This window comes from Bacillus sp. N13C7 (genome assembly GCF_026790065.1).
In the GTDB taxonomy this organism is placed as follows: Bacteria; Bacillota; Bacilli; order Bacillales; family Bacillaceae; genus Bacillus.
Genome location: NZ_JALAMO010000001.1, coordinates 387,243 through 407,059 on the forward strand (window position 1 = coordinate 387,243; position 19,817 = coordinate 407,059).

21 protein-coding genes are annotated in these 19,817 nt (G+C 42.4%); 3 read left to right on the top strand and 18 right to left on the bottom strand.

Annotated elements, in window-relative coordinates; genetic code table 11:
- Nucleotides 1–178 precede the first annotated feature (178 nt).
- The 14 genes from MOB98_RS01945 to MOB98_RS02010 form a co-directional block, all read right to left on the bottom strand.
- A complete protein-coding gene (locus MOB98_RS01945; RefSeq protein WP_268367253.1) occupies nucleotides 179–1,000 on the bottom strand; it encodes a permease prefix domain 1-containing protein in 822 nt (273 codons plus the stop codon).
- The gene (locus tag MOB98_RS01950; RefSeq protein ID WP_268359517.1) at nucleotides 997–1,338 is read right to left on the bottom strand and encodes a PadR family transcriptional regulator; all 342 of its coding nucleotides are present in this window, start codon (nucleotides 1,336–1,338) and stop codon (nucleotides 997–999) included. The genes MOB98_RS01945 and MOB98_RS01950 overlap by 4 nt, the downstream gene beginning before the upstream one ends.
- Before the next feature lie 111 nt (nucleotides 1,339–1,449).
- Nucleotides 1,450–3,390, bottom strand: coding sequence for an ABC transporter permease (locus tag MOB98_RS01955; RefSeq protein WP_268359519.1), 1,941 nt, complete (start codon nucleotides 3,388–3,390; stop codon nucleotides 1,450–1,452).
- The gene (gene bceA, locus MOB98_RS01960) at nucleotides 3,380–4,141 is read right to left on the bottom strand and encodes a bacitracin ABC transporter ATP-binding protein BceA (protein WP_268359522.1); all 762 of its coding nucleotides are present in this window, start codon (nucleotides 4,139–4,141) and stop codon (nucleotides 3,380–3,382) included. The genes MOB98_RS01955 and bceA overlap by 11 nt, the downstream gene beginning before the upstream one ends.
- A 101-nt stretch (nucleotides 4,142–4,242) precedes the next feature.
- On the bottom strand, nucleotides 4,243–5,247 hold the full coding sequence (locus MOB98_RS01965; protein ID WP_268367252.1) for a HAMP domain-containing histidine kinase: 1,005 nt from the start codon (nucleotides 5,245–5,247) through the stop codon (nucleotides 4,243–4,245).
- Nucleotides 5,240–5,935, bottom strand: coding sequence for a two-component response regulator BceR (bceR, locus tag MOB98_RS01970; RefSeq protein WP_268359926.1), 696 nt, complete (start codon nucleotides 5,933–5,935; stop codon nucleotides 5,240–5,242). The genes MOB98_RS01965 and bceR overlap by 8 nt, the downstream gene beginning before the upstream one ends.
- 96 nt (nucleotides 5,936–6,031) lie before the next feature.
- Nucleotides 6,032–7,342, bottom strand: coding sequence for an ABC transporter permease YtrF (gene ytrF / locus MOB98_RS01975; protein WP_268359925.1), 1,311 nt, complete (start codon nucleotides 7,340–7,342; stop codon nucleotides 6,032–6,034).
- Entirely contained in the window at nucleotides 7,332–8,027 is a 696-nt protein-coding gene (ytrE, locus tag MOB98_RS01980; RefSeq protein ID WP_268359923.1) for an ABC transporter ATP-binding protein YtrE, read from the bottom strand. The genes ytrF and ytrE overlap by 11 nt, the downstream gene beginning before the upstream one ends.
- Before the next feature lie 14 nt (nucleotides 8,028–8,041).
- Nucleotides 8,042–9,019, bottom strand: coding sequence for an ABC transporter permease YtrD (ytrD, locus tag MOB98_RS01985; RefSeq protein WP_268359921.1), 978 nt, complete (start codon nucleotides 9,017–9,019; stop codon nucleotides 8,042–8,044).
- A 29-nt stretch (nucleotides 9,020–9,048) separates the two neighbouring features.
- On the bottom strand, nucleotides 9,049–10,035 hold the full coding sequence (gene ytrC / locus MOB98_RS01990; RefSeq protein WP_268359919.1) for an ABC transporter permease YtrC: 987 nt from the start codon (nucleotides 10,033–10,035) through the stop codon (nucleotides 9,049–9,051).
- Entirely contained in the window at nucleotides 10,029–10,907 is an 879-nt protein-coding gene (ytrB, locus tag MOB98_RS01995; protein WP_268359918.1) for an ABC transporter ATP-binding protein YtrB, read from the bottom strand. The genes ytrC and ytrB overlap by 7 nt, the downstream gene beginning before the upstream one ends.
- On the bottom strand, nucleotides 10,900–11,292 hold the full coding sequence (gene ytrA, locus MOB98_RS02000) for a GntR family transcriptional regulator YtrA (protein WP_003229121.1): 393 nt from the start codon (nucleotides 11,290–11,292) through the stop codon (nucleotides 10,900–10,902). The genes ytrB and ytrA overlap by 8 nt, the downstream gene beginning before the upstream one ends.
- 33 nt (nucleotides 11,293–11,325) lie before the next feature.
- Entirely contained in the window at nucleotides 11,326–11,463 is a 138-nt protein-coding gene (locus tag MOB98_RS02005) for a hypothetical protein (RefSeq protein WP_268359917.1), read from the bottom strand.
- Between the two features lie 158 nt (nucleotides 11,464–11,621).
- Nucleotides 11,622–11,894, bottom strand: coding sequence for a YtzC family protein (locus MOB98_RS02010; protein WP_268359915.1), 273 nt, complete (start codon nucleotides 11,892–11,894; stop codon nucleotides 11,622–11,624).
- Between the two features lie 161 nt (nucleotides 11,895–12,055).
- Between MOB98_RS02010 and MOB98_RS02015 the strand changes: the two genes are divergently transcribed.
- On the top strand, nucleotides 12,056–13,024 hold the full coding sequence (locus MOB98_RS02015) for a TIGR01212 family radical SAM protein (protein ID WP_268359914.1): 969 nt from the start codon (nucleotides 12,056–12,058) through the stop codon (nucleotides 13,022–13,024).
- On the top strand, nucleotides 13,021–13,605 hold the full coding sequence (locus MOB98_RS02020) for a tRNA (mnm(5)s(2)U34)-methyltransferase (RefSeq protein ID WP_268359912.1): 585 nt from the start codon (nucleotides 13,021–13,023) through the stop codon (nucleotides 13,603–13,605). The genes MOB98_RS02015 and MOB98_RS02020 overlap by 4 nt, the downstream gene beginning before the upstream one ends.
- Here MOB98_RS02020 and tbcS read toward each other — a convergent pair.
- Together tbcS and ytpA are read right to left on the bottom strand one after the other, a co-directional pair.
- Entirely contained in the window at nucleotides 13,595–14,698 is a 1,104-nt protein-coding gene (gene tbcS, locus MOB98_RS02025; protein WP_268359910.1) for a tetraprenyl-beta-curcumene synthase, read from the bottom strand. The two genes, MOB98_RS02020 and tbcS, sit on opposite strands and share 11 nt — an antisense overlap.
- A gap of 20 nt (nucleotides 14,699–14,718) precedes the next feature.
- The gene (gene ytpA / locus MOB98_RS02030) at nucleotides 14,719–15,498 is read right to left on the bottom strand and encodes a phospholipase YtpA (RefSeq protein WP_268359908.1); all 780 of its coding nucleotides are present in this window, start codon (nucleotides 15,496–15,498) and stop codon (nucleotides 14,719–14,721) included.
- A 51-nt stretch (nucleotides 15,499–15,549) separates the two neighbouring features.
- Here ytpA and MOB98_RS02035 point away from each other — a divergent pair, with 51 nt between their 5' ends.
- Nucleotides 15,550–16,065 carry a gamma carbonic anhydrase family protein gene (locus MOB98_RS02035; protein ID WP_268359906.1) on the top strand — a complete coding sequence of 172 codons (516 nt, stop codon included), beginning with the start codon at nucleotides 15,550–15,552 and terminating at the stop codon, nucleotides 16,063–16,065.
- Between the two features lie 260 nt (nucleotides 16,066–16,325).
- Here MOB98_RS02035 and alaP read toward each other — a convergent pair whose 3' ends face one another.
- Nucleotides 16,326–17,717 carry an alanine permease AlaP gene (gene alaP, locus MOB98_RS02040; protein ID WP_268359904.1) on the bottom strand — a complete coding sequence of 464 codons (1,392 nt, stop codon included), beginning with the start codon at nucleotides 17,715–17,717 and terminating at the stop codon, nucleotides 16,326–16,328.
- Nucleotides 17,718–17,849: 132 nt separating this feature from the next.
- Nucleotides 17,850–19,748: an asparagine synthase (glutamine-hydrolyzing) gene (gene asnB / locus MOB98_RS02045; protein WP_268359903.1), complete on the bottom strand. Its 1,899-nt coding sequence runs from the start codon at nucleotides 19,746–19,748 to the stop codon at nucleotides 17,850–17,852.
- Nucleotides 19,749–19,817: the final 69 nt, after the last annotated feature.

Below are 19,817 nucleotides of genomic sequence, written 5' to 3' on the forward strand. Positions count from 1 at the left end.
CCCTTTCTTCCCTAAAAAAGCTCATGAAAAAAACGAAACCTAAAACGGCTCCGTACAAATCCAGTTATCATAGCACATTCATTCTATCTGTCTAGTTCACATTTTTCAACTGATGAGCGTGAAAAAATCTAACATCTGTAGAGAAGGAGATTATTACCCATCCCCTCCTAAACAATCATTAATTTATAATAAGCTTTCTCTTTTTACCTAAGACATGAAATAACAAATAACCAACAACATTAAATAAGGCAACCATGATAATCCACCCTGCATTCAACCTTCTCTGATGGTGAGCATTAAGCATTGCCCACACGAAAAATAAAATCCAATATATAAGTACGCCAATATGTAAGATGGTATCGGCAAGCGGTCTATAACTTATACGGGTTAAATTCAAATCCCAATTTTCATTTCCTTGGCTATATCCTACAAAACTAACAACTGATGAACTCGTTGTCCAAATATTTTTACTGACATGGAAATCCGGTTTTAGATTTTGGAATTCTTCATTGGAAGTCACGGATTTTATTTTTTGATGATCCATTAGAAAAATTTCATAAACACTTGGGTTGTTTTCAACCAAGTCTTTCATATAGTTCTCATTATCGGTGGTAATTTCTTCTTGCCTTCCTAAATGATTGAGAATAATAGACATTATGTAATCTTCTCGCATTCTGTCCTTTTTGACTTCATTCACGTATATGAGCCCAAAGAGTGTCATACTGACGACAAGAAATGCAAAAGCTGCATAAAGTAGCTTTTTGGCGAATATATTTTTCACTTGAAATAATCCAGAGACAACTGATTTCATTTCATTTGTTCCTCCGAAACGATCAATTGCGGTGGCAATCGCTTCTTTCTCTGACTTCCCCTCCGCCATCAATTCATAGACAGCTTCCAGCAGATGACTTTTCATTTCCGCTTTCAGTTCATTTATTTCTTTACGGCTTCCGACAGTTTTTGAATAAACTGAATCTACAAACATATCGATTTGTCTCATTCATCTATCCCTCCTTCTAAAAAGGTATCAATCATTTTTTTTACAAACTCCCATTCCAGCCGCTTGTCTTCATATCCCACTAATCCTAATGCAGTAAGTTTATAGTACTTTCTTCTGCCCCCCGGCCCCTGTTCATCCCCCCAATATGATTCAATCCATTTATTTTTTTCTAGCCGTTTTAATGATAAATATAGAGTTCCTTCTTTTAATTCAAATTGATTATTGCTTTTGTCGCGAACTAATTTAGCTAATTCATACCCATACATATCCCTGCTGTGCAAAAGGGATAGAATGATTAAATCAATATGGCCTTTTAGCACCTCTTTATTAATTTCCAAAATTTACGCCTCCTTCCCAACTATAATTCACATTACTCTATAATACAAGGTATTTATTTTTAAAAAACACTAGAAATTACAAAAATTCTAGTGTTTTTTATCATAATTACTTTACAACGATGATTTAATAACCTTCTTATAATAAACAACTGACAGAAAACCAAAAATCGAATAGAGCGCAGTATATAACACCATCACCACGATCATCGGCGTCCACACCTCTGATCCGAATAAGAACCAGCCGGATTGGACGGCGAAGTAGCTGTGGAAAAGGCCGACAACCAGCGGAATGCCAAAGTTGTACATTTGTTTGATGCGTATCCCCTTTATCAGGTCCCCCTGCGTAAAACCAAGTTTTCTCAAAATCGTATAATTCGGTTTCTCATCTTCACTTTCACCCATTTGTTTAAAATAAAGGATACATCCTGATGTAATCAAGAACGTTAGTCCTAAGAAGCCGACGATAAACATCACGAGACCAAACAGAGATTTTTGCGCAATGCTTGTATCCATTCTTGATAAATGCTCGTTTTTCTTGTTCACCTGTTGAAAAAGCTCATTTGCTTTTTCAAGCTGGTCTTCATGCTTCACATTGATGCCAATAAATTCAGATTGCGCGAGCTGAATGCGGGGGTCTTTATCTTGGTTCAGCCGCTTAAACAAGCTGTCATCCACAATGACAGCGGGCATGCCCCCGCTTGTAAACGTGTAGGATACAAGAAACTCTTCTCTTAATCCTTTATAGTGTAATGGTTGCGTCTCATGCTTGCTTTTGACTTTGATCACACCCGAGTCTTTAAAAACCATTATTTTTTGCAGCAAGTCGGTGTATCCTGAGAAAACGGCATCTCCAGCCTCCACATCGACTCCTTTTACTTCTTTGTCGCTGACAACAGCAAGCTGCATGTTGCTAGGATCCCCCTGCATCTCTTTCGGAGTTCCATCCATGATATTTGCAATGTCAACATTTGCTTGCAGGACAGGGGTCACTTTTTTTACAAATGGGATGTTACGATCAATCAAACTGCTCTCAAATCGTTTGGCATCATTCTCATTCATGAATGAAAAATCAGCCGCTACATTTTGTTCAGCCGTTTTTTCTGCCGAGTAATACGAAATATAAGCGAGCGATAACAGCCCGATAGCGAGTGCTGAAACGGTTGTAATAATCGTCAGCAGCAACGCGTTCGATTTCATTCTGAACATGATTGATGACAGTGACAGGACCTCGGAAATATTTAAATAGCCGCCCTTGCTTTTTCGAATGATGTTCGAGATAAACGTAACCGATCCTCTATAAAAGAGAAACGTCCCGATTATTACGGTGCCCAGGATGAAGCTCATCGCAGCAAACAGTTCATTAATGGTCTTAAATTTTCCGCCGAACAGCTCAGAAGACACATAGTATCCTGTCAAAATCAGCACAATGCCTAAAGCGCCGACCAGCATCTGAAAAAATGATATTCTCTTCACTTTATCTTCAGTAGAAGACGCCACTTTAAACAAAGATAAAATACTCTGGTTTTTGATAAACGTATAATTCATGATCATAATCAAAAGATAAATGCCGCAGAACACAATGATCGTTTGGATCAAGGCTTGCCCGGAAAAATGCAGTTTCGCATCAGCTTCGACATCCACAATTTTGAACAGAATCATCAGGACAAGCTTCGATATCGAAAACCCAGCTACTACCCCGATCGCTAAAGAACCGAAATACAGCATGATATTTTCTGCACTTAAGATGCGAAAGATTTTATGCTTCGTCATTCCGATTAATTGAAACAATCCGATTTCTTTACTCCGTCTCTTAATAAAAATGGTATTGGCATATAAAATGAAGATCGCCACTACAGCGACAAGCAAAATCGAGGCGGTTTTAATGGCCGCGGCTCCCTTGATTGAAGCCTTCACTTCGTTAATCGCAGGGTCATATTGCAGTGTGACAAAAGCGAAATAAAGCGCCACGCTAAAGATGAGCGCAAACACATACAGATAGTAATTCCGAAGATTTTTTTTCAGATTTCGCAGGATGAGCTGATTAATGTTCATGCTGCACCCCGCCTAACACGCCTTGCGTTTTCATGATATCCTGGAAAAACGTCTGCCTGTCTTGCCCCCCTTTATTCAGCTGCGTATACATGAGCCCATCCTTAATAAAAATGACTCTGCCGCAGTAGCTGGCCGCGACAGGATCATGGGTGACCATAATAATCGTGGCGTTGCGTTTTTGATTGAGTTGGCTCAGCTTGTTTAATAGATCGGAGGCCGATTTTGAATCAAGCGCGCCGGTCGGTTCATCAGCGAAGATAATGCTCGGGTCATGAATAAACGCTCTCCCGGCCGATGTTCTCTGCTTCTGGCCGCCGGAAATTTCATTCGGATACTTATCCCGCAATTCATAAATTCCCAGTTCCTTTGCAACTTCCTCAAACTTGCGATTGGCTTCTTTTTTTGATAGTTTCGTGATCGATAAAGGCAGAAGAATATTCTCTTTCACGGTCAATGTGTCTAACAAATTGTAGTCTTGAAAGATAAAGCCTAAATGCTGTTTTCTAAATTCAGCGAGCTGCTTTTCCTTCATAGAAGTCATTTCGTTTCCGTTAATGTTGATTGTTCCGTGACTGACCTGATCAATCGAAGACAGTACGTTAAGCAAGGTGGTTTTGCCAGAACCGGAGGCACCCATAATACTGACGAATTCACCCTTTTCAATGTGTATATCGATGCCCTTCAGCACTTCTTGTTTATTCAGCTTGTTACCATAGCTTTTTCGAATTTTATTCGCTTCTAAAATTATCATTTCCGCAGTCTCCTTTGTATTGGATAATGTTATTATAAAAAGGATTGCCGGGCTTTTCCTTCGATTAGGCGAACAAAAAAGAAAAGCATGTGACATTTTCGTCACACGCTTATGACACGTTCGAATTGATTCCGCTTTGGGAAGGTTAAAGTAAAAACTGTCCCCGCACCGAACTCCGATTGCACATCAATATGGATCAATAACGGCTTCGCTGCTTTTTTCGCGAGGTACAGCCCCATGCCAGTGGACGCTTGATCATGGTGGTTCGTTGTGGATGTAAATCCTTTATCAAAAATACGCGGCATATCTTTTGGCGCAATGCCCCTGCCGAAGTCTCTCACTTCGAGGTGCGTCCGCTCTCCTTTTTGAAAGCTTTTGATTTCAATTTCAGAAGCTTCACTGTATTTCACTGCGTTTGTCAGCAGCTGCCTGATGATAAACGCCAGCCATTTTGCATCGCTCAGCACTTCCTCAGCCTCCAGCTGAATATCAAAGCCGATCCCTTTTTGAATACACCACGATTGTAAGTCTTTAATCTCCTTGAAAATCAAAGTCCGTAGCTTGATACATTCTACAGACAGATCATTTCCAATAAATGACATGCGTTTTTGATGAAGCTGCTGATCAAGAAGCAGGTGAATACGAAGCCATTCATATGACAGCTGGGATTTTAACGCTTGATCTTCCATTCTGTCGATGAGTAAATGCATTGCTGTTAATGGGGTTTTGACCTCATGAATCCATGCCAGCAGCTCATCTTTTTCATTTTCTAATGCCAAGCGATGCCGGGCTGCGGTTTGCTTCAAGTGTTCCGTTTGCCCGGTAATGCTGCGTTCAACCATTGATTCAAACGGCGTTTCCGGTTCATTTATCGCTGTCACATCAAGATTGTTTTCCCATGTTTTCAGGCTTTTATAAAACGCCGTTTCTTTCCGATAACGAAGCCAAAGGAATATCGCAAAAAATAAAACACACAAATATACCATATAGAGAACATTTTCAAATGAAATGGATGGATCAACAAAAGCAATGAACAACATCAAAACCTGCTGAAACAAAAATGCGGCAATCCAGCTACGCCTTTCGGTAAGGAATGCTTTAATCATAGAAATGGTCCTTTTCCTTCGCCATGTAGCCTTGGCCGACCTTTGTCTCGATATATGCGCCAAGCTGCAGGTCATCCAGTTTTTTTCGCAGGCGATTGACATTGACAGTCAACGTATTATCACTCACAAAACGCTCATCATTCCACAAGCTTCTAATCAGCTCTTCCCGGCTGACAATCTTGTTTTTATGTTCTATCAATTGTTTTAAAATGAACATTTCATTTTTCGTCAGTTCAACAGAGCCCTTGTCATTGCTGACGAGGTTCTGCTCTGCGTCTATGGCAGCCCCGCACCATGTTTTGATCGTGCTCGGCTCCGTATTATAATGATGCACACGCCGGAAAATCGCTTGGATTTTCGCAATCAGCACATCAAAGTGAAATGGCTTTTGAATAAAGTCATCTGCTCCGAGCTGCATAGACATCACCATATCCGCAGGATGATCACGGGAGGATAAAAAGAGAATCGGAACATTTGACCGGGAGCGGATCAGCCGGCACCAATGAAAGCCGTCAAATTTAGGCAGCTGTACATCGATAATGACACAATCAGGCTTAACCGCCGCAAATTCCTGTAGCACTTGACTGAAATCCTGAATGCCATATACATCATAGGACCATCCCGTTAAACGATCCTTCATTTCATGAAACAGCGATTCATCATCTTCAATCAGCAAAAGTTTAAACAATCGACTCACCGCACTTTTTCCTTTTTTATCAAGTGTATAGCAAAACGCCATTATGCGCTATAGAGAAAGCCGGCTGTCTCAGCCGGCTCGTACACATTATAATTCTCTTCTCAACGCTGTCAGCACGTTGGTTTTGGTTGCTTTTCTAGCCGGGTTCATGCCGGAAATGACCGCAACCCCTCCGCAAATCACAACGGCTATGCTGACAAGGCTGACCGGGATGTAGGAGAAAGTGTAATTCAAATCGCCCGCATCGCCCCCGCTTGTCGCCGCAAGAATCATCGGAACAGCCAGGTTAACAAGGTAGCTTACGCCGTAAGAAATGATAATCCCAATCACACAGCCTAAAATCCCGATATACGCGCTCTCCATTAAGAACATTCGGCGAATGATAGACGGACTCGCCCCAATCGCTTTCATGATGCCGATCTCTTGCGTTCTTTCTGTAACCGCCATCGTCATTGTGTTAAAAATGCCGATCGCTGAGATGATAACCGCGATACATCCGACGAAGATCAGTCCGATTTTGAAGACCATGAAGAAGGTGTTAGCTCCCTCAAGCTCGGTAGTCACTGAAGTGACATAGTAACCGTCATCTGTTAGATCATTTGTCAGCTGTTCCACATTCTCAAATTTATCAGCAAATACGCCAATGTTTGTTTCAACATTCCCGCCTTCGAAGTCCAAAAATTCCGAAAAGTCTTTTTTGAATTGATCACTGATGAAGATGTTCGAGTCCTCCATCCAATCTTGAGATGGTTTTTTTGTAATACCGACAATTTTAAAGTCATATGTTTTTGTTTTTGTAACATCCCCTGTTTTAGGATCTGTCTTCGATACACTTAGTTCAATTGTTTTGTTCAGAATATCTTTCGTATAGCCCTTTGGTTCTTTTATATCTTCTGGATTTCCTTTTGCTTCTTCGATTTTTTTGTTATATTCTTCCGATTCTTTTTTCGTCAATAATCTCTTTGCGAAGTCGTATCCTACTACGATTTCATTTTCCGACTTTGCGACTCTACCCTTTTCCAATTCCATATTGGCCTTTAATTCATCATTCATATTGGTAAAAATGAGATTAGAGCTTTCATTTGTTCGATTGCCTAACGTAGCTTTGTTTGGTTCATATACTTGCGTTCTTTCTACAACTGACCTTACGTGATCATACTTCTCTAAATCAGCTTTTTTAATCGGCTTGTCCCCTTCCTTGCCCATTACACTGACTTTTGTTACAATCTGCTGGCTCATTGTCATATCTGTAATCGTCTTTTGAATCCCAAATCCAACCGATGACAGCACGACCAAAAACGCACACGCCATTGTTGTCGCCAGAATCGTCATAAAGACGCGAAGCCTGTTTTTCTTCATATTTCTTCTGATAAAATGGACCTGATCCTTAAACCTCAACGGTAATTCCCCCTTTTAGCACACCATCATGAAGCTGAAATTTTGAATGCCCGATAGAAGCGACTTCATCATCGTGAGTAATGATCACAAATGTAATGCCACGCTCGCGATTCAGCTGCTGGATCAATTCCAGCACTTCATGTTCCGTTTCTGAATCAAGGCTTCCCGTCGGCTCATCCGCTAAGATAATCGAAGGATTTAAAATCAAGGCCCGGGCAATACTGACACGCTGCTGCTGGCCGCCTGACAGTTCATTCGGATAATGAGCGGCGTGATTTTCCAGACCGACGCGTTTCAGCATATCCTGCACCTTTTGCTTTCGCTCGGACGGTTTGATCCCTTTTAACGCCAGCGGCATTTCAACATTCTCATACGTCGTTAACCCCGGGATGAGCTGAAAGCTTTGGAAAATAAAGCCGAAATGGTCAAGGCGAAACTGCGCCCATTCCTTTTCATTAAACCCCGTAACATCAGTGCCATTAATGACAATCCGCCCTTTTGTCGGCGATATGTAGCCTGATATTAAATTCAAAAGCGTTGATTTACCTGATCCGCTTCGTCCGACAATACAGGCGATTTCCCCTTTCGCCACACGTAATGAAACATCCTTCAATACTGGAACTTCATTCTCACGGCCCTTTTTCCCGATCTTGAAAGAATGGTCAATATGCTGAACATATATCATATGTTCTCTCTCCCTTACAACTGTTTTATTTTTTTATAAATCGCAAAATAACTAATGAAGAAACCAATCAAGGCACCTGCAGCCATGCCAAGGAGATAGCCGGCAAAGCTCTCGCTTGCAGAAAATCCAAAGTAGCCAAAGCCCAAGATTCCTATGATAACTACGATGATCTGCACCGGACGGTCAAGCGGCTTCCATAAGAAGAAATACCCGTTTCTTTCATTAGAAAGCTTGACAAAACTTATATAGCCGATGACGTAGAAGATGATAGTCATGATAGCCGGAATCACTAAATAATATGGTGAATTCTCAGCCCATTTCGAGTCTACATAAATTATCGGAATGAAATACTGCACCCATTTGGGTACTGGACCATGGATAAAATCGATTGACACGCCCAAAAGGATCTCGAGGTTTATCGCAGGCAGGCTGATGAGTAAAAACGGCGAAATGGCTACGGTAAATGAGACTAGAAGCTGTGCGAAACTATTGCCTGTCAAAGCTCCTCCGGCCATAACCAAAGAATAAGCCAGCATGCTAACAATGATCATTCCCAAGCTGTAGTTGTGAAAATAAACGGCCTGATCAGGCTTTAAAAACAAAATTAGCAAAACAGATAAAACATAACCTATGAGCTGCGGGATCACAATCACCATTCCGCCGGTGAGAAACTTCGCATGAAATATCTGCCCCCGTGTATAAGGAAGGCTTAATGTAAAGTCAAAGTAGCCCTTGCTTCGTTCAATCCCAAGCTGGCTGACCGCCAAAACCACACCCCAAATCCAAAATACTGAGATAAATGTGCTGTTTAAATAATCAACGCTGAATACGCAGGGGCCGACCCAATTTTCTTTTCCAGTGACACAGCCTTGATAGATGAGATACATATTTAAAATCGATAAAGGATTACCCAATATAAAAACCCAAATGGTAATTGCTAAGGCGACTTTATTCTGCCGCCATTCTTTATAAAGCAGTCCGGAATCCGGCAACTCACTTCCCTCCAAACCTAAGGCATTTCTTACACTTTTGTTTTCTTATAAATAGAGAAGTAGCTCACAAAGAATCCAGCCACTGCCCCAATGATCATTCCCATAATATAACCAATAATGGAATTTCCGGTAGAGTATCCAAATAAACCAAACCCAAGAATGCCGAAAGCCATAACCAGAATTTGCACCGGACGATCTAATTTATTCCATAAGAAAAAGTGTCCGTTTCGTTCACTTGGATGCTTTTTGAAGCTTATTAAGCCAATCAAGTAAAATAGAATGCTCATTACAGCTGGAATCAATAAAATATATTTACTGTCAGACAGCCATCCATTTTCAACGTAACTAATCGGTACTAGATAAGTTAAATTGCTTACCAGGGAGACATATGCCTCAGGGGAAGGAAACATTTCCCATATATTCACACCAAAAACAACTTCAAAGTTCCCAACCGGCAATGCAACAATTAAATATGGCAATGCCGCAGTAGCAAATGCCGTTAATAACTGGGCAAAAGCATTTCCAGTTAACGCTCCGGCAGCCATCAACAAACAATAAGCCATAAAACTAATCACAATTACTCCAACGCTGCTGTGCTCAAAAAAGTAGACGTGTTCAGGGTTATAGACAAGAATCAGCAGCCATGCAAGTAAAAAGCCAATCAATTGTGACAGCACAATCACAAAACCGCCTAACCAAAATTTCGTCAGGAAAATTTGACTTCTGTTATACGGAAGGCTTAATATAAAATCCATCGTGCCTTTCGAACGTTCCATTCCCAAGAAGCAGACCGCCAAAATGACACCCGGCACCCAGTTGATATCTATCAGATTGCTTACGTTATAATTCACAATAAAATCACAATATTGCGGGTCTTGATGAGCCAGGCACCCTTGATAAGACAAATACGTATTAACGATAGAAAGCGGATTTGCCAGCACTAAAAACACAATACTTAACAAAAGCATCACTTGATTCTGCTTCCACTCTCGATAGAGAAGGCCTCGGTCTACCATCTCCGCTTCCCTCCAAACTTCGCAATGAACACTTCTTCCAAGTTGACAGGAAGCTCATTCCACACTTTTGGCTTCAGCTCTCTTAAAAAGCTCTTGTTCTCTTCGTCGCTTTTCCGAATCAGCACCGTATAGAACACGCCGGCCTGATCGAGCATCGGAATGTTTTGCTCTCTGATGGCCAAATTGACATCTGTATCAAACGCCATTTGAATTTTGATGTATTCTTCTTTTAGCTCATCAAGATCCATCACATTCGTCAGCCTGTTATCTTCGAGAAAACCGATTCGGTTGCACATCCGCTCTATGTCCTCAAGCCGGTGAGAAGTGATCAGAATGCTCGTATCACGCTCTGCCACTTCATCGACCATCAGCTGCAGCACATCATGCCTTGTCACCGCGTCTATTCCATCCGTCGGCTCATCAAGGAGAATCAGCGCCGGTCTCGCCGCAAACGACAGAACGAGTGACAGCTGTTTTTTCAAGCCCGTTGACAGCTCACGGTATTTTTTCGTTTCCGGAATTTCGTATCTGTTCATCAGTTCATTCGCGTACGTAACATCAAATTTCGGATATATTCTTCTCAGGATATCGACAAGCTGCTTGTATGTATACTTATCGTAAAAAGGATTTTGGACAGGCATGTAGATGATATTCTGTTTCACCTTCGGATGCTTTTTAATTTCTACGCCGTCAAATAAGATCGTCCCGCTGTCGGCAAAAATGATTTGCTGGATTAAGCGAAGCATCGTCGTTTTGCCCGATCCATTGCGTCCAAGCAATCCAAAGATTTCTCCTTTTTCGATTGTTAATGAAACATCTTTTAATACTTGATTGCCATCAATCGCTTTTGACAGCTGCCGTAGTTCAATCATTTTTTTTGCCTCCCTTCACATCAGCGCTGATTTCCTTTATCCATTCGTGCAGTTTTTCCAGCTCAACCCCTGCATAGTGTGCATCGATGATGAGCTGTTTGAGTTGCTCTTTAATCATCGTCATCTTCCCTTCAACCAGTGTCGTTTTTGCATTCTCCGATATATAGGTTCCTCTGCCCCGAAGCGTTTCAATAATCCCCTCTCGCTCAAGCTCTTTGTACGCTTTGCTGACAGTGTTCGGATTCGCAATAATGATCGTCGCCAATTCTCTGACAGAAGGAAGCTTATCACCGGGCTTCATGATCCCTTTCAAACAAAGCTCTTTCATTTGCTGAATAATTTGTTCGTAAATGGGTGTTGAGCTTCTTGGATCGATTTGAATCATTTACTTCCCTACTTTCTATACGATCTGAACCTTTTATAGATAAAACTGATCAATTATACATTTTTGCCATTCAAAACCGATCATCACAAGGACAAGAAAAAAAGAACAAGCGATCACAGATGCAGCGATCAGCATTGGCACGTTACGTTTGTTTCGTTTTTTATGTTTCATTTCATAACTGCCTCCCTTACGTTCAATATATAAATGATTTGATATCAGTGTCTATAGTGTATTACTCCAATTAGTACACTTAATACAATAAATACTTTGAGGTACAAAGTCAATCCTTTTTTACAAAAAAACGGACCCTTATCAAAAGGGTCCGTTTCTTATACATCAAGAGGGTGCTGCAGGATCATATTATTTTGTAAAGCTTGCAGCTGAAGTCTCATTCTGTACAGCTGTTCTCTCTGCTGATCATTTGACGACAGCCACAGCTTATTCAAGGCATTTACCGCGTTTTCAAGCTGCATTTGTGCATCACTGTATTCTTGATCGTTATAATGCTCTTGTTTAGAAGCGACTTTCAGCTGTTCTTCAGCATAATCATACGCCTGCATACATTGCTGGAGATGTTCATCTACTGATTGTCTTGTTGCCACAGTAACCCCTCCTCTTGGTAATGGAAACAATCCATCATTCATATTGTAGCCCCATCTGGCTTCGTTCAATAAAGTAATTTATGGTCGATATTCATTTGTTCTCTTGTGAAATGCGTGCTACAATTTTAGGATGCAATTGTACGCAAGGAGGCACATGAATTGTGATGCAGAACAATCCTTTTCCTTATTCAAATACGGAAAAACGCTATCATACATTGAATTATCATCTGAGAGATCATTTTGGCCATAAGGTGTTTAAAGTGGCGCTGGACGGCGGCTTTGACTGTCCGAACCGGGACGGCACCGTTGCTCACGGCGGCTGTACATTTTGCAGCGCAGCAGGTTCAGGCGATTTTGCCGGAAATCGGGCCGATGATTTAATTACGCAATTCCATGACATCAAAAACCGCATGCACGAAAAATGGAAGGACGGCAAATACATCGCCTACTTTCAGGCTTTCACCAATACGCACGCGCCGGTTGAGGTGCTTCGTGAGAAATTCGAATCCGTCCTCGCGCTCGATGATGTCGTTGGCATTTCGATCGCCACACGTCCGGACTGTCTGCCAGATGATGTCGTGGACTATTTGGCAGAGTTGAATGAACGCACATATCTGTGGGTGGAGCTTGGGCTTCAAACGGTTCATGAACGAACTGCTCTTCTGATCAACCGTGCCCATGATTTTAACTGCTATGTGGAAGGCGTCAATAAATTAAGAAAACACGGCATACGTGTCTGCTCGCATATTATCAACGGACTGCCTTTGGAAGACCGGAACATGATGATGGAAACGGCAAAGGCCGTCGCAGATTTGGACGTACAGGGCATTAAAATCCATTTGCTGCACCTATTGAAAGGCACACCGATGGTCAAGCAATATGAAAAGGGAAAACTGGAATTCCTTTCTCAAGATGAATATGTGCAGCTCGTCTGCGATCAGCTTGAAATCATTCCACCCGAAATGATCGTCCACCGCATTACAGGTGACGGACCGATAGAATTAATGATCGGGCCGATGTGGAGCGTCAACAAATGGGAAGTGCTTGGCGCCATTAATAAAGAGCTTGAAAACCGCGGCAGCTATCAAGGAAAGTTCTTTCAGCGGCTTGAGGAGGAATCAGCGCTATGATGTTGAAAAAAATCCTTCCTTACAGCAAAGAGCTGCTGAAAATGGCCGCGGGAGAAGGAGATATCGTTGTAGATGCGACAATGGGCAACGGACACGATACGCAGTTTTTAGCAGAGCTTGTCGGTGAAAACGGCCATGTATACGCATTTGACATCCAAGAATCAGCCGTGGCCAATACGAAGGAACGGCTCGGTGACACATATCAAGCACGGACAACCTTATTTCACAAAAGCCATGACAAAATCGCCGAATCCCTTCCGCCGGAAACGCATGGAAAAGTAGCAGCTGCTGTGTTCAACCTTGGCTATCTCCCGGGCGGGGACAAATCGATTACGACGAACGGCCGTTCAACGATCAAAGCAATCGAACAGCTGCTCAGCATCATGAAAGATGAGGGCCTGATTGTTCTGGTCGTCTATCATGGCCATCCGGAAGGCAAAGCTGAAAAAAACGATGTGCTCGACTTTTGCCGGGACTTGGACCAGCAAACAGCCCGTGTGTTAACATATGGATTTATCAATCAGCAAAATGACCCGCCATTTATTGTCGCCATCGAAAAAAAAGCTCAAATCAGCAAATGATTTGAGCTTTTTTCTTTGAATTTTTGATCCAGGTCATTTTTTGAAATTTACGGTAGGCTCTTCCGTTGATATAGAAGAAAAAGGAGGTTTTGCCGCTTGCTTTGATGAGCTTTTTCGCGAGCCGGCCCATTTCCTTTTGGCCCGCCACTTTATCATCTGACAAATAAACGCCAAGCAAGCCGCGGTTGATTAAACGATGGAAGTTTTCATGCGGAATGCCTTGCAAATGTTCGTCGGCTTTATGGATAAAGTGTTCAAGCCGCTTCATCATTTCTTCATGAGACTGATAATACGAGCAGAAATTCAAATCCCCTTCCAGCAAGTCCTCCTCTTGATCAATCAAATAATCAAGCAGAATGTGAAGACCTTGTATGTAAGGAAAGTAACTATTGCGGATTTTTTTAGCGGTGTTTTCTGTGAAATCAGGCTGGAACGAATACGCGACAAGGCAGAAAATACCCAGCGTCGATCCTGCACAGGCTGAAAATTCATACCATTCCATCTCAGGCAGTTCAGGTGCATATTGAGTAAACCACTTCTCAAGACGCGGAACACGCTCATGCTCAATGACGTGCTTATGCACCTGCAAATCACAATAATAGCCGCACAGTTCAAGCAGATAAGGTTTAATCATGTCGTAGTGCTCAATGGAACCAAGTACACGCTGGCATGTTTTGACCAGTTCATGCAAATATCCGCTGTCATCCTGTTCTTCTCTGAATTGATAGTAATTTTGCGGTTCTGCTCCCACAGTAAGTGCGTCCTGCATTGAGGTGTGGAGCATCCGAAAATCCTGCGGATCAAGTGAGGTGCTGCGGTCACACAAATTGTCCAGATAATCACTGATCGTTTGATACGCAATGATAAACTCGACACATTTCTGCTTTTGATTGCCTGACAATAAGGCCAGTATGCCGCCGCCTTCACAGTGGAACGTTTTGTCTCGTATGCTTGCGGTTGCCTGTGCTTTTAATTCACTGTTATGAATTGATTCTGATTTTTGTTTCCATATGTCCAGCTCTTGATGAACGAGCGGAAAAATATCTCGATATACTTTTGCCATCAGTCCAAAAGGATGTTCCGGTACTGTCAACACATGCACCCCCAACTAGTTCAAATATATTGATCAGTAAACGCTCTTGCTGCTTTAAAGACATCTTCTCTTTCGGGTTCATTAAATATTTCATGATAAAGCCCTTCCCACTCTCTATACGCTTTATTGTGGGAAGCAACACCTGAAAACCACTTTTTAACCATCGTTTTGTCGACAAGCTTGTCGTCACCGGCCTGCATAACCAGAAGCGGGACTCTCAAAAACGCATCTGTCGGCACCATCGCTGACTCAATTGTTTTTAACAGTTCTCTGTACCATCTCACAGATACTTTCCTGACATACAACGAGTCATTTTGGTCAGCCTCGATCACTTCCTCATTGCGGGTCGCCATATCAATTGATAATCCCGAATCAACCTTAAGCGACGGAGCAATAACATTCAGTCCTCTTGATGCAAGGTCAAGTGCTTTATTGACTTTAATTTGCAGTCCAAGACACGGTGATGATAAAATAATTCCCGTAATGCGGGGATTTCTTTGCTGCTTAAACCATTCAATCGCGACCAGGCCGCCCATGCTGTGACCGAGCAGAAATACCGGCAGCTCAAAGGTTCGCGCTTTATCTATCCAAGTTTCTACTTCATCAATGTATTCTTGAAATGAGCGAATATGACCTCTGGCCCTCGTGGTTGTCCCCTGGCCCGGCAAATCGCCCATAACAACGTGATAACCCGAAGATCTCCACATTTCAATCAGCCATTTATATCGTCCGTGATATTCACTTGCTCCGTGGATCATCACAATCACTGCAACAGGTCTGTCTGCTTTCCAGGTCCACATGCTGTTCACCTCATACCATTTTAAATAAATAGAGAAAGAAGGATGAATGTTATGATCTACCCTTATAACGAACATAAGCCAGATATTCACCCAACAGCCTTTGTAGCTGATAATGCCACAATTACCGGTGACGTCGTGATCGGAGAACAGTCCAGCATTTGGTTTTCTGTTGTCATAAGGGGAGATGTCGCGCCGACCAGAATCGGGAACAGAGTCAATATACAAGATTTGAGCTGCCTCCATCAAAGTCCGAACCAGACGCTTCTCATTGAAGATGACGCCACGATAGGGCATCAGGTTACACTTCATAGCGCTATTATCCGAAAGAATGCCTTAATCGGCATGGGCTCAATCATTTTAGACGGAGCCGAAGTTGGCGAAGGTGCCTTTATTGGTGCCGGGAGTCTTGTCCCGCCGGGAAAAATCATCCCGCCTGGCCACCTCGCCTTTGGCTGTCCTGCAAAAGTCATCCGCCCTTTGACCGAAGAAGACCGAAACGATATGCAAAGAATACGGTCGGAATATGTAACAAAGGGCCAATACTATAAATCACTTCAACAAACATAAGACCAGCTTCGTCTTACTTTACCATTTTTCAAATTATGTTTGAAAGCAATAACCATTGTTTACCCGGACCTAATCAAAGTTCGGGTTTTAAATTCTCCATAAAACGTTCACATGTGACATCAAACGTATGACTTTTATCTTATCATAAAAACATGATCCGCAACTGAAAGCAGCCAATGCAAAAAACACATTCCTATTCTTTCCTGTTCTCTATTTTTCTATGTGCATACACAAAAAGAGCCCCCAAGGAGCTCTTTTTGTCAGCTGATATTTCGTTTGCTGTCAGCAGAAGCATTTTTCTTATGAAAACCTTTTCCATAATACACAGCAAGTAAGATCAGAAACCATAGCGGCCCGACAATCACGGCTACTCTTGTATCCGGACTGTAAGCCATAAGAATAACGACAAATGCCAAAAATGCCAATGATACATAAGACGTAAACGGAAACAAGGGCATTTTGTATTTTAAGTGTTTCTTTTCTTCCGGCTGCAAGCTTTTCCGGTAGCTAATTTGAGAAAGCAAAATGATCGCCCACGTCCAGATCGCTCCGAACGTCGCAATGCTTGTGACCCAAGTAAATACCTTTGCAGGTACAACATAGTTTAACAGCACGCCAACCAATAAAGCACCCGCTGAAGCCAGAACAGCTTTTCCCGGGATGCCGCCTTTTGTCAGCTGTCCGTAAGGTTTTGGCGCCTCACCCTGTTCCGCTAAATTAAACAGCATGCGCCCTGTGCTGAATATGCCGCTGTTACAGGAAGACAGCGCGGCTGTCAAGACGACAAAATTAATGATGCCGGCAGCCGACGGAATGCCCACTTTTTCAAATGTGAGAACAAACGGGCTTCCCTTTGAGCCAATTTCCTGCCATGGATAAATAGACATAATGACAAATAAAGCACCGACATAAAAAATCAAAATACGCCAAAAAACTGTATCAATTGCTTTGGCTAATGATTTTTGCGGGTTTTTCACTTCACCAGCCGTCACTCCGATCATTTCGATCCCTAAATAAGCGAACATCACCATTTGGAGTGACAATAAAACTCCTTTTATTCCATGTGGGAAAAATCCTCCGTTGTTCCACAAATTGCTGATTCCGGTTGCAATGCCTCCATTGCCGACCCCTGCAATAATCATCAACAACCCGACAGCAATCATAGATAAGATTGCAACAATCTTAATCAAAGCGAACCAGAATTCCAGCTCTCCGTAAGCTTTAACAGCCAAGAAATTAACACCCGTCATGATGATCAGCGCGGATAATGCCCAAATCCAGTTCGGCACGTCCGGAAACCAGTACCCCATATAAATACCGACAGCAGTGATTTCAGCCATACAGGTGACAACCCATAAAAACCAGTAGTTCCATCCTGTGAGATAGCCTGCAAGCGGTCCCAAATAATCACGCGCATACCTGCTGAAGGAGCCAGCGACCGGCTTTTGAATAGCCATTTCCCCAAGTGCTCTCATAATAAAAAACATGATCAGGCCGCTTGCGGCATACGCTGCCAAAATTCCCGGCCCTGCTAATTGAATAGCTGATGCGGAACCAAGGAACAATCCTACTCCTATTGCAGCTCCTAATGACATTAAAGAAATATGCCTTTGCTCAAGTCCGCGGTGCAGCTCTTGTTTTTGTTTTTGCATGCTTTCTTCTCCCCTAGAAAAAATTATCAATAAAACATTTTTCTGAATCTTTCGTGTGGATTGGGTCATCAATGATGCTGGAGAAATAAAGGGATAATAACAAGGCTTTCGACGAATCGAAAGCCTTGTCTGTTATACAAAGATGACTTCTTTAGGCTGATGGCTCAGCTCTTCAGGCATATACCGTTTTTCAATATTGATGCTGTGCCAGATCATAAAGATCAGTACTGTCCAGATTTTACGGCTGTTATCGGCCTTGTCTGCACAGTGGTCTTCAAGAAGCTGAAGGACATAATCCTTGTGGATATAAGCATCTGTTTGGCTTTCCTGAATAATGTTCCGCACCCATGCGTTCATTTCGTTTTTCAGCCAATGACGGATCGGTACAGGGAAACCAAGCTTTTTGCGGTTTAATACGTGCTCAGGCACAATTCCTTCAGCTGCTTTGCGAAGAAGGTACTTTGTCGTGCCGTTCTTCGTTTTGAGCTCATCAGGAATCTTTGAAGCAACGTCAAATACCACTTTATCCAAGAACGGCACACGCAGTTCCAAGGAATTCGCCATCGTCATTTTATCCGCTTTTAACAAAATGTCGCCGCGCATCCAAGTGTGGATATCGACATACTGCATTTTGTTGATATCGCTGTATGAGCTGCTCTCTGTGAAGTAAGTCTTCGTCACATCGCGATATGAAAGGTTCGGATTATAATGCTTCAGCAGCTGTTTTTTGACAGGCTCTTCAAAGATTTTTGCGTTACCGATGTAACGATCCTGAAGCGGCGTGCAGCCGCGCTCAAGCAGGCTCTTTCCTCTCATTCCTTCAGGCATAACGGCCGCAACGTGCAGAAGCATCTTTTTCAGGCCGGACGGAATGCGCTCAAACGGTTTAAGCGAAAGCGGTTCACGGTAAATGTTATATCCGCCGAAGAGCTCGTCCGCACCTTCACCTGATAAAGCAACCGTTACATGTTTTTTCGCTTCTTTTGCAACAAAATACAACGGAATCGCAGCCGGATCAGCAAGCGGATCATCAAAATGCCATACAATCTTTGGAAGCTCATTCATGTATTCCTCAGGCGAAATGACTTTGCTGATATTTTCAATGCCTAGTGCCGCCGCAGTTTCTTTCGCTACATCGACTTCACTGAAGCCCTGCTGCTCGAATCCGACAGAGAAAGTTTTTAAGTTTGGATGAAATTCTTTCGCAACGGATACAATAAAGGAAGAATCAATTCCGCCAGACAGGAATGAACCGACAGGAACGTCACTTCTCATATGAACGTTTACAGAGTCATAAATCGCGTCTCTGACTTCTTTCACAAGCTTATCTTCTTCAGTCTGCACAGGCTTGAAGTTCGCTTTGAAATACGTTTTAAATGTGATATCACCGTCCGGGCGGATTGTAAACTGTGAACCCGGCTCTACTTTTTTCACATTGGCATCAAGCGTGCTTGGTTCAGGAACAAATTGGAAGGACATGTATTGCTGCAGTGCCTCTTTATCTATTTCAATCTCATTTTGAGCAACCATTAAACTTTTTCTCTCTGAGGCAAAATAAACCTGATCATTGATTGTTGTGTAGTACAACGGTTTGATGCCAAATGGATCTCTTGCTCCATAAAGCACATGATCGTTTTTATTCCAAATCAGAAAGGCAAACATACCGCGCAGTTTGGACGCCGCTTCTTCTTTATAGTGACGGTAAGTCGCAAGAAGAACCTCTGTGTCCGAATCCGTGTTGAAAGTATACCCCTTAGCTTCAAGTTCTTCTCTCAGTTCAATATAGTTATAGATTTCTCCGTTAAAGATAATCCAATATGCTTCATCTTCATATGATAAAGGCTGTCCGCCATTTTCTACATCAATAATGCTGAGCCGTCTGAATCCGAATCCGACGTGCTCATCATGGTAATATCCATCACTGTCAGGACCGCGGTGAACGATCATTTGGTTCATTTGTTTGATTAGTTCTTCTTGATCAGCGGTTTGAGCTAACGGATGCTTGTTAAAAACCCCGACAAATCCACACATAGTATTGCCTCCATAATTAAAATTGTCATCATTGAACCCCTATTTATAGACGCTGTGAATAGTATTTGG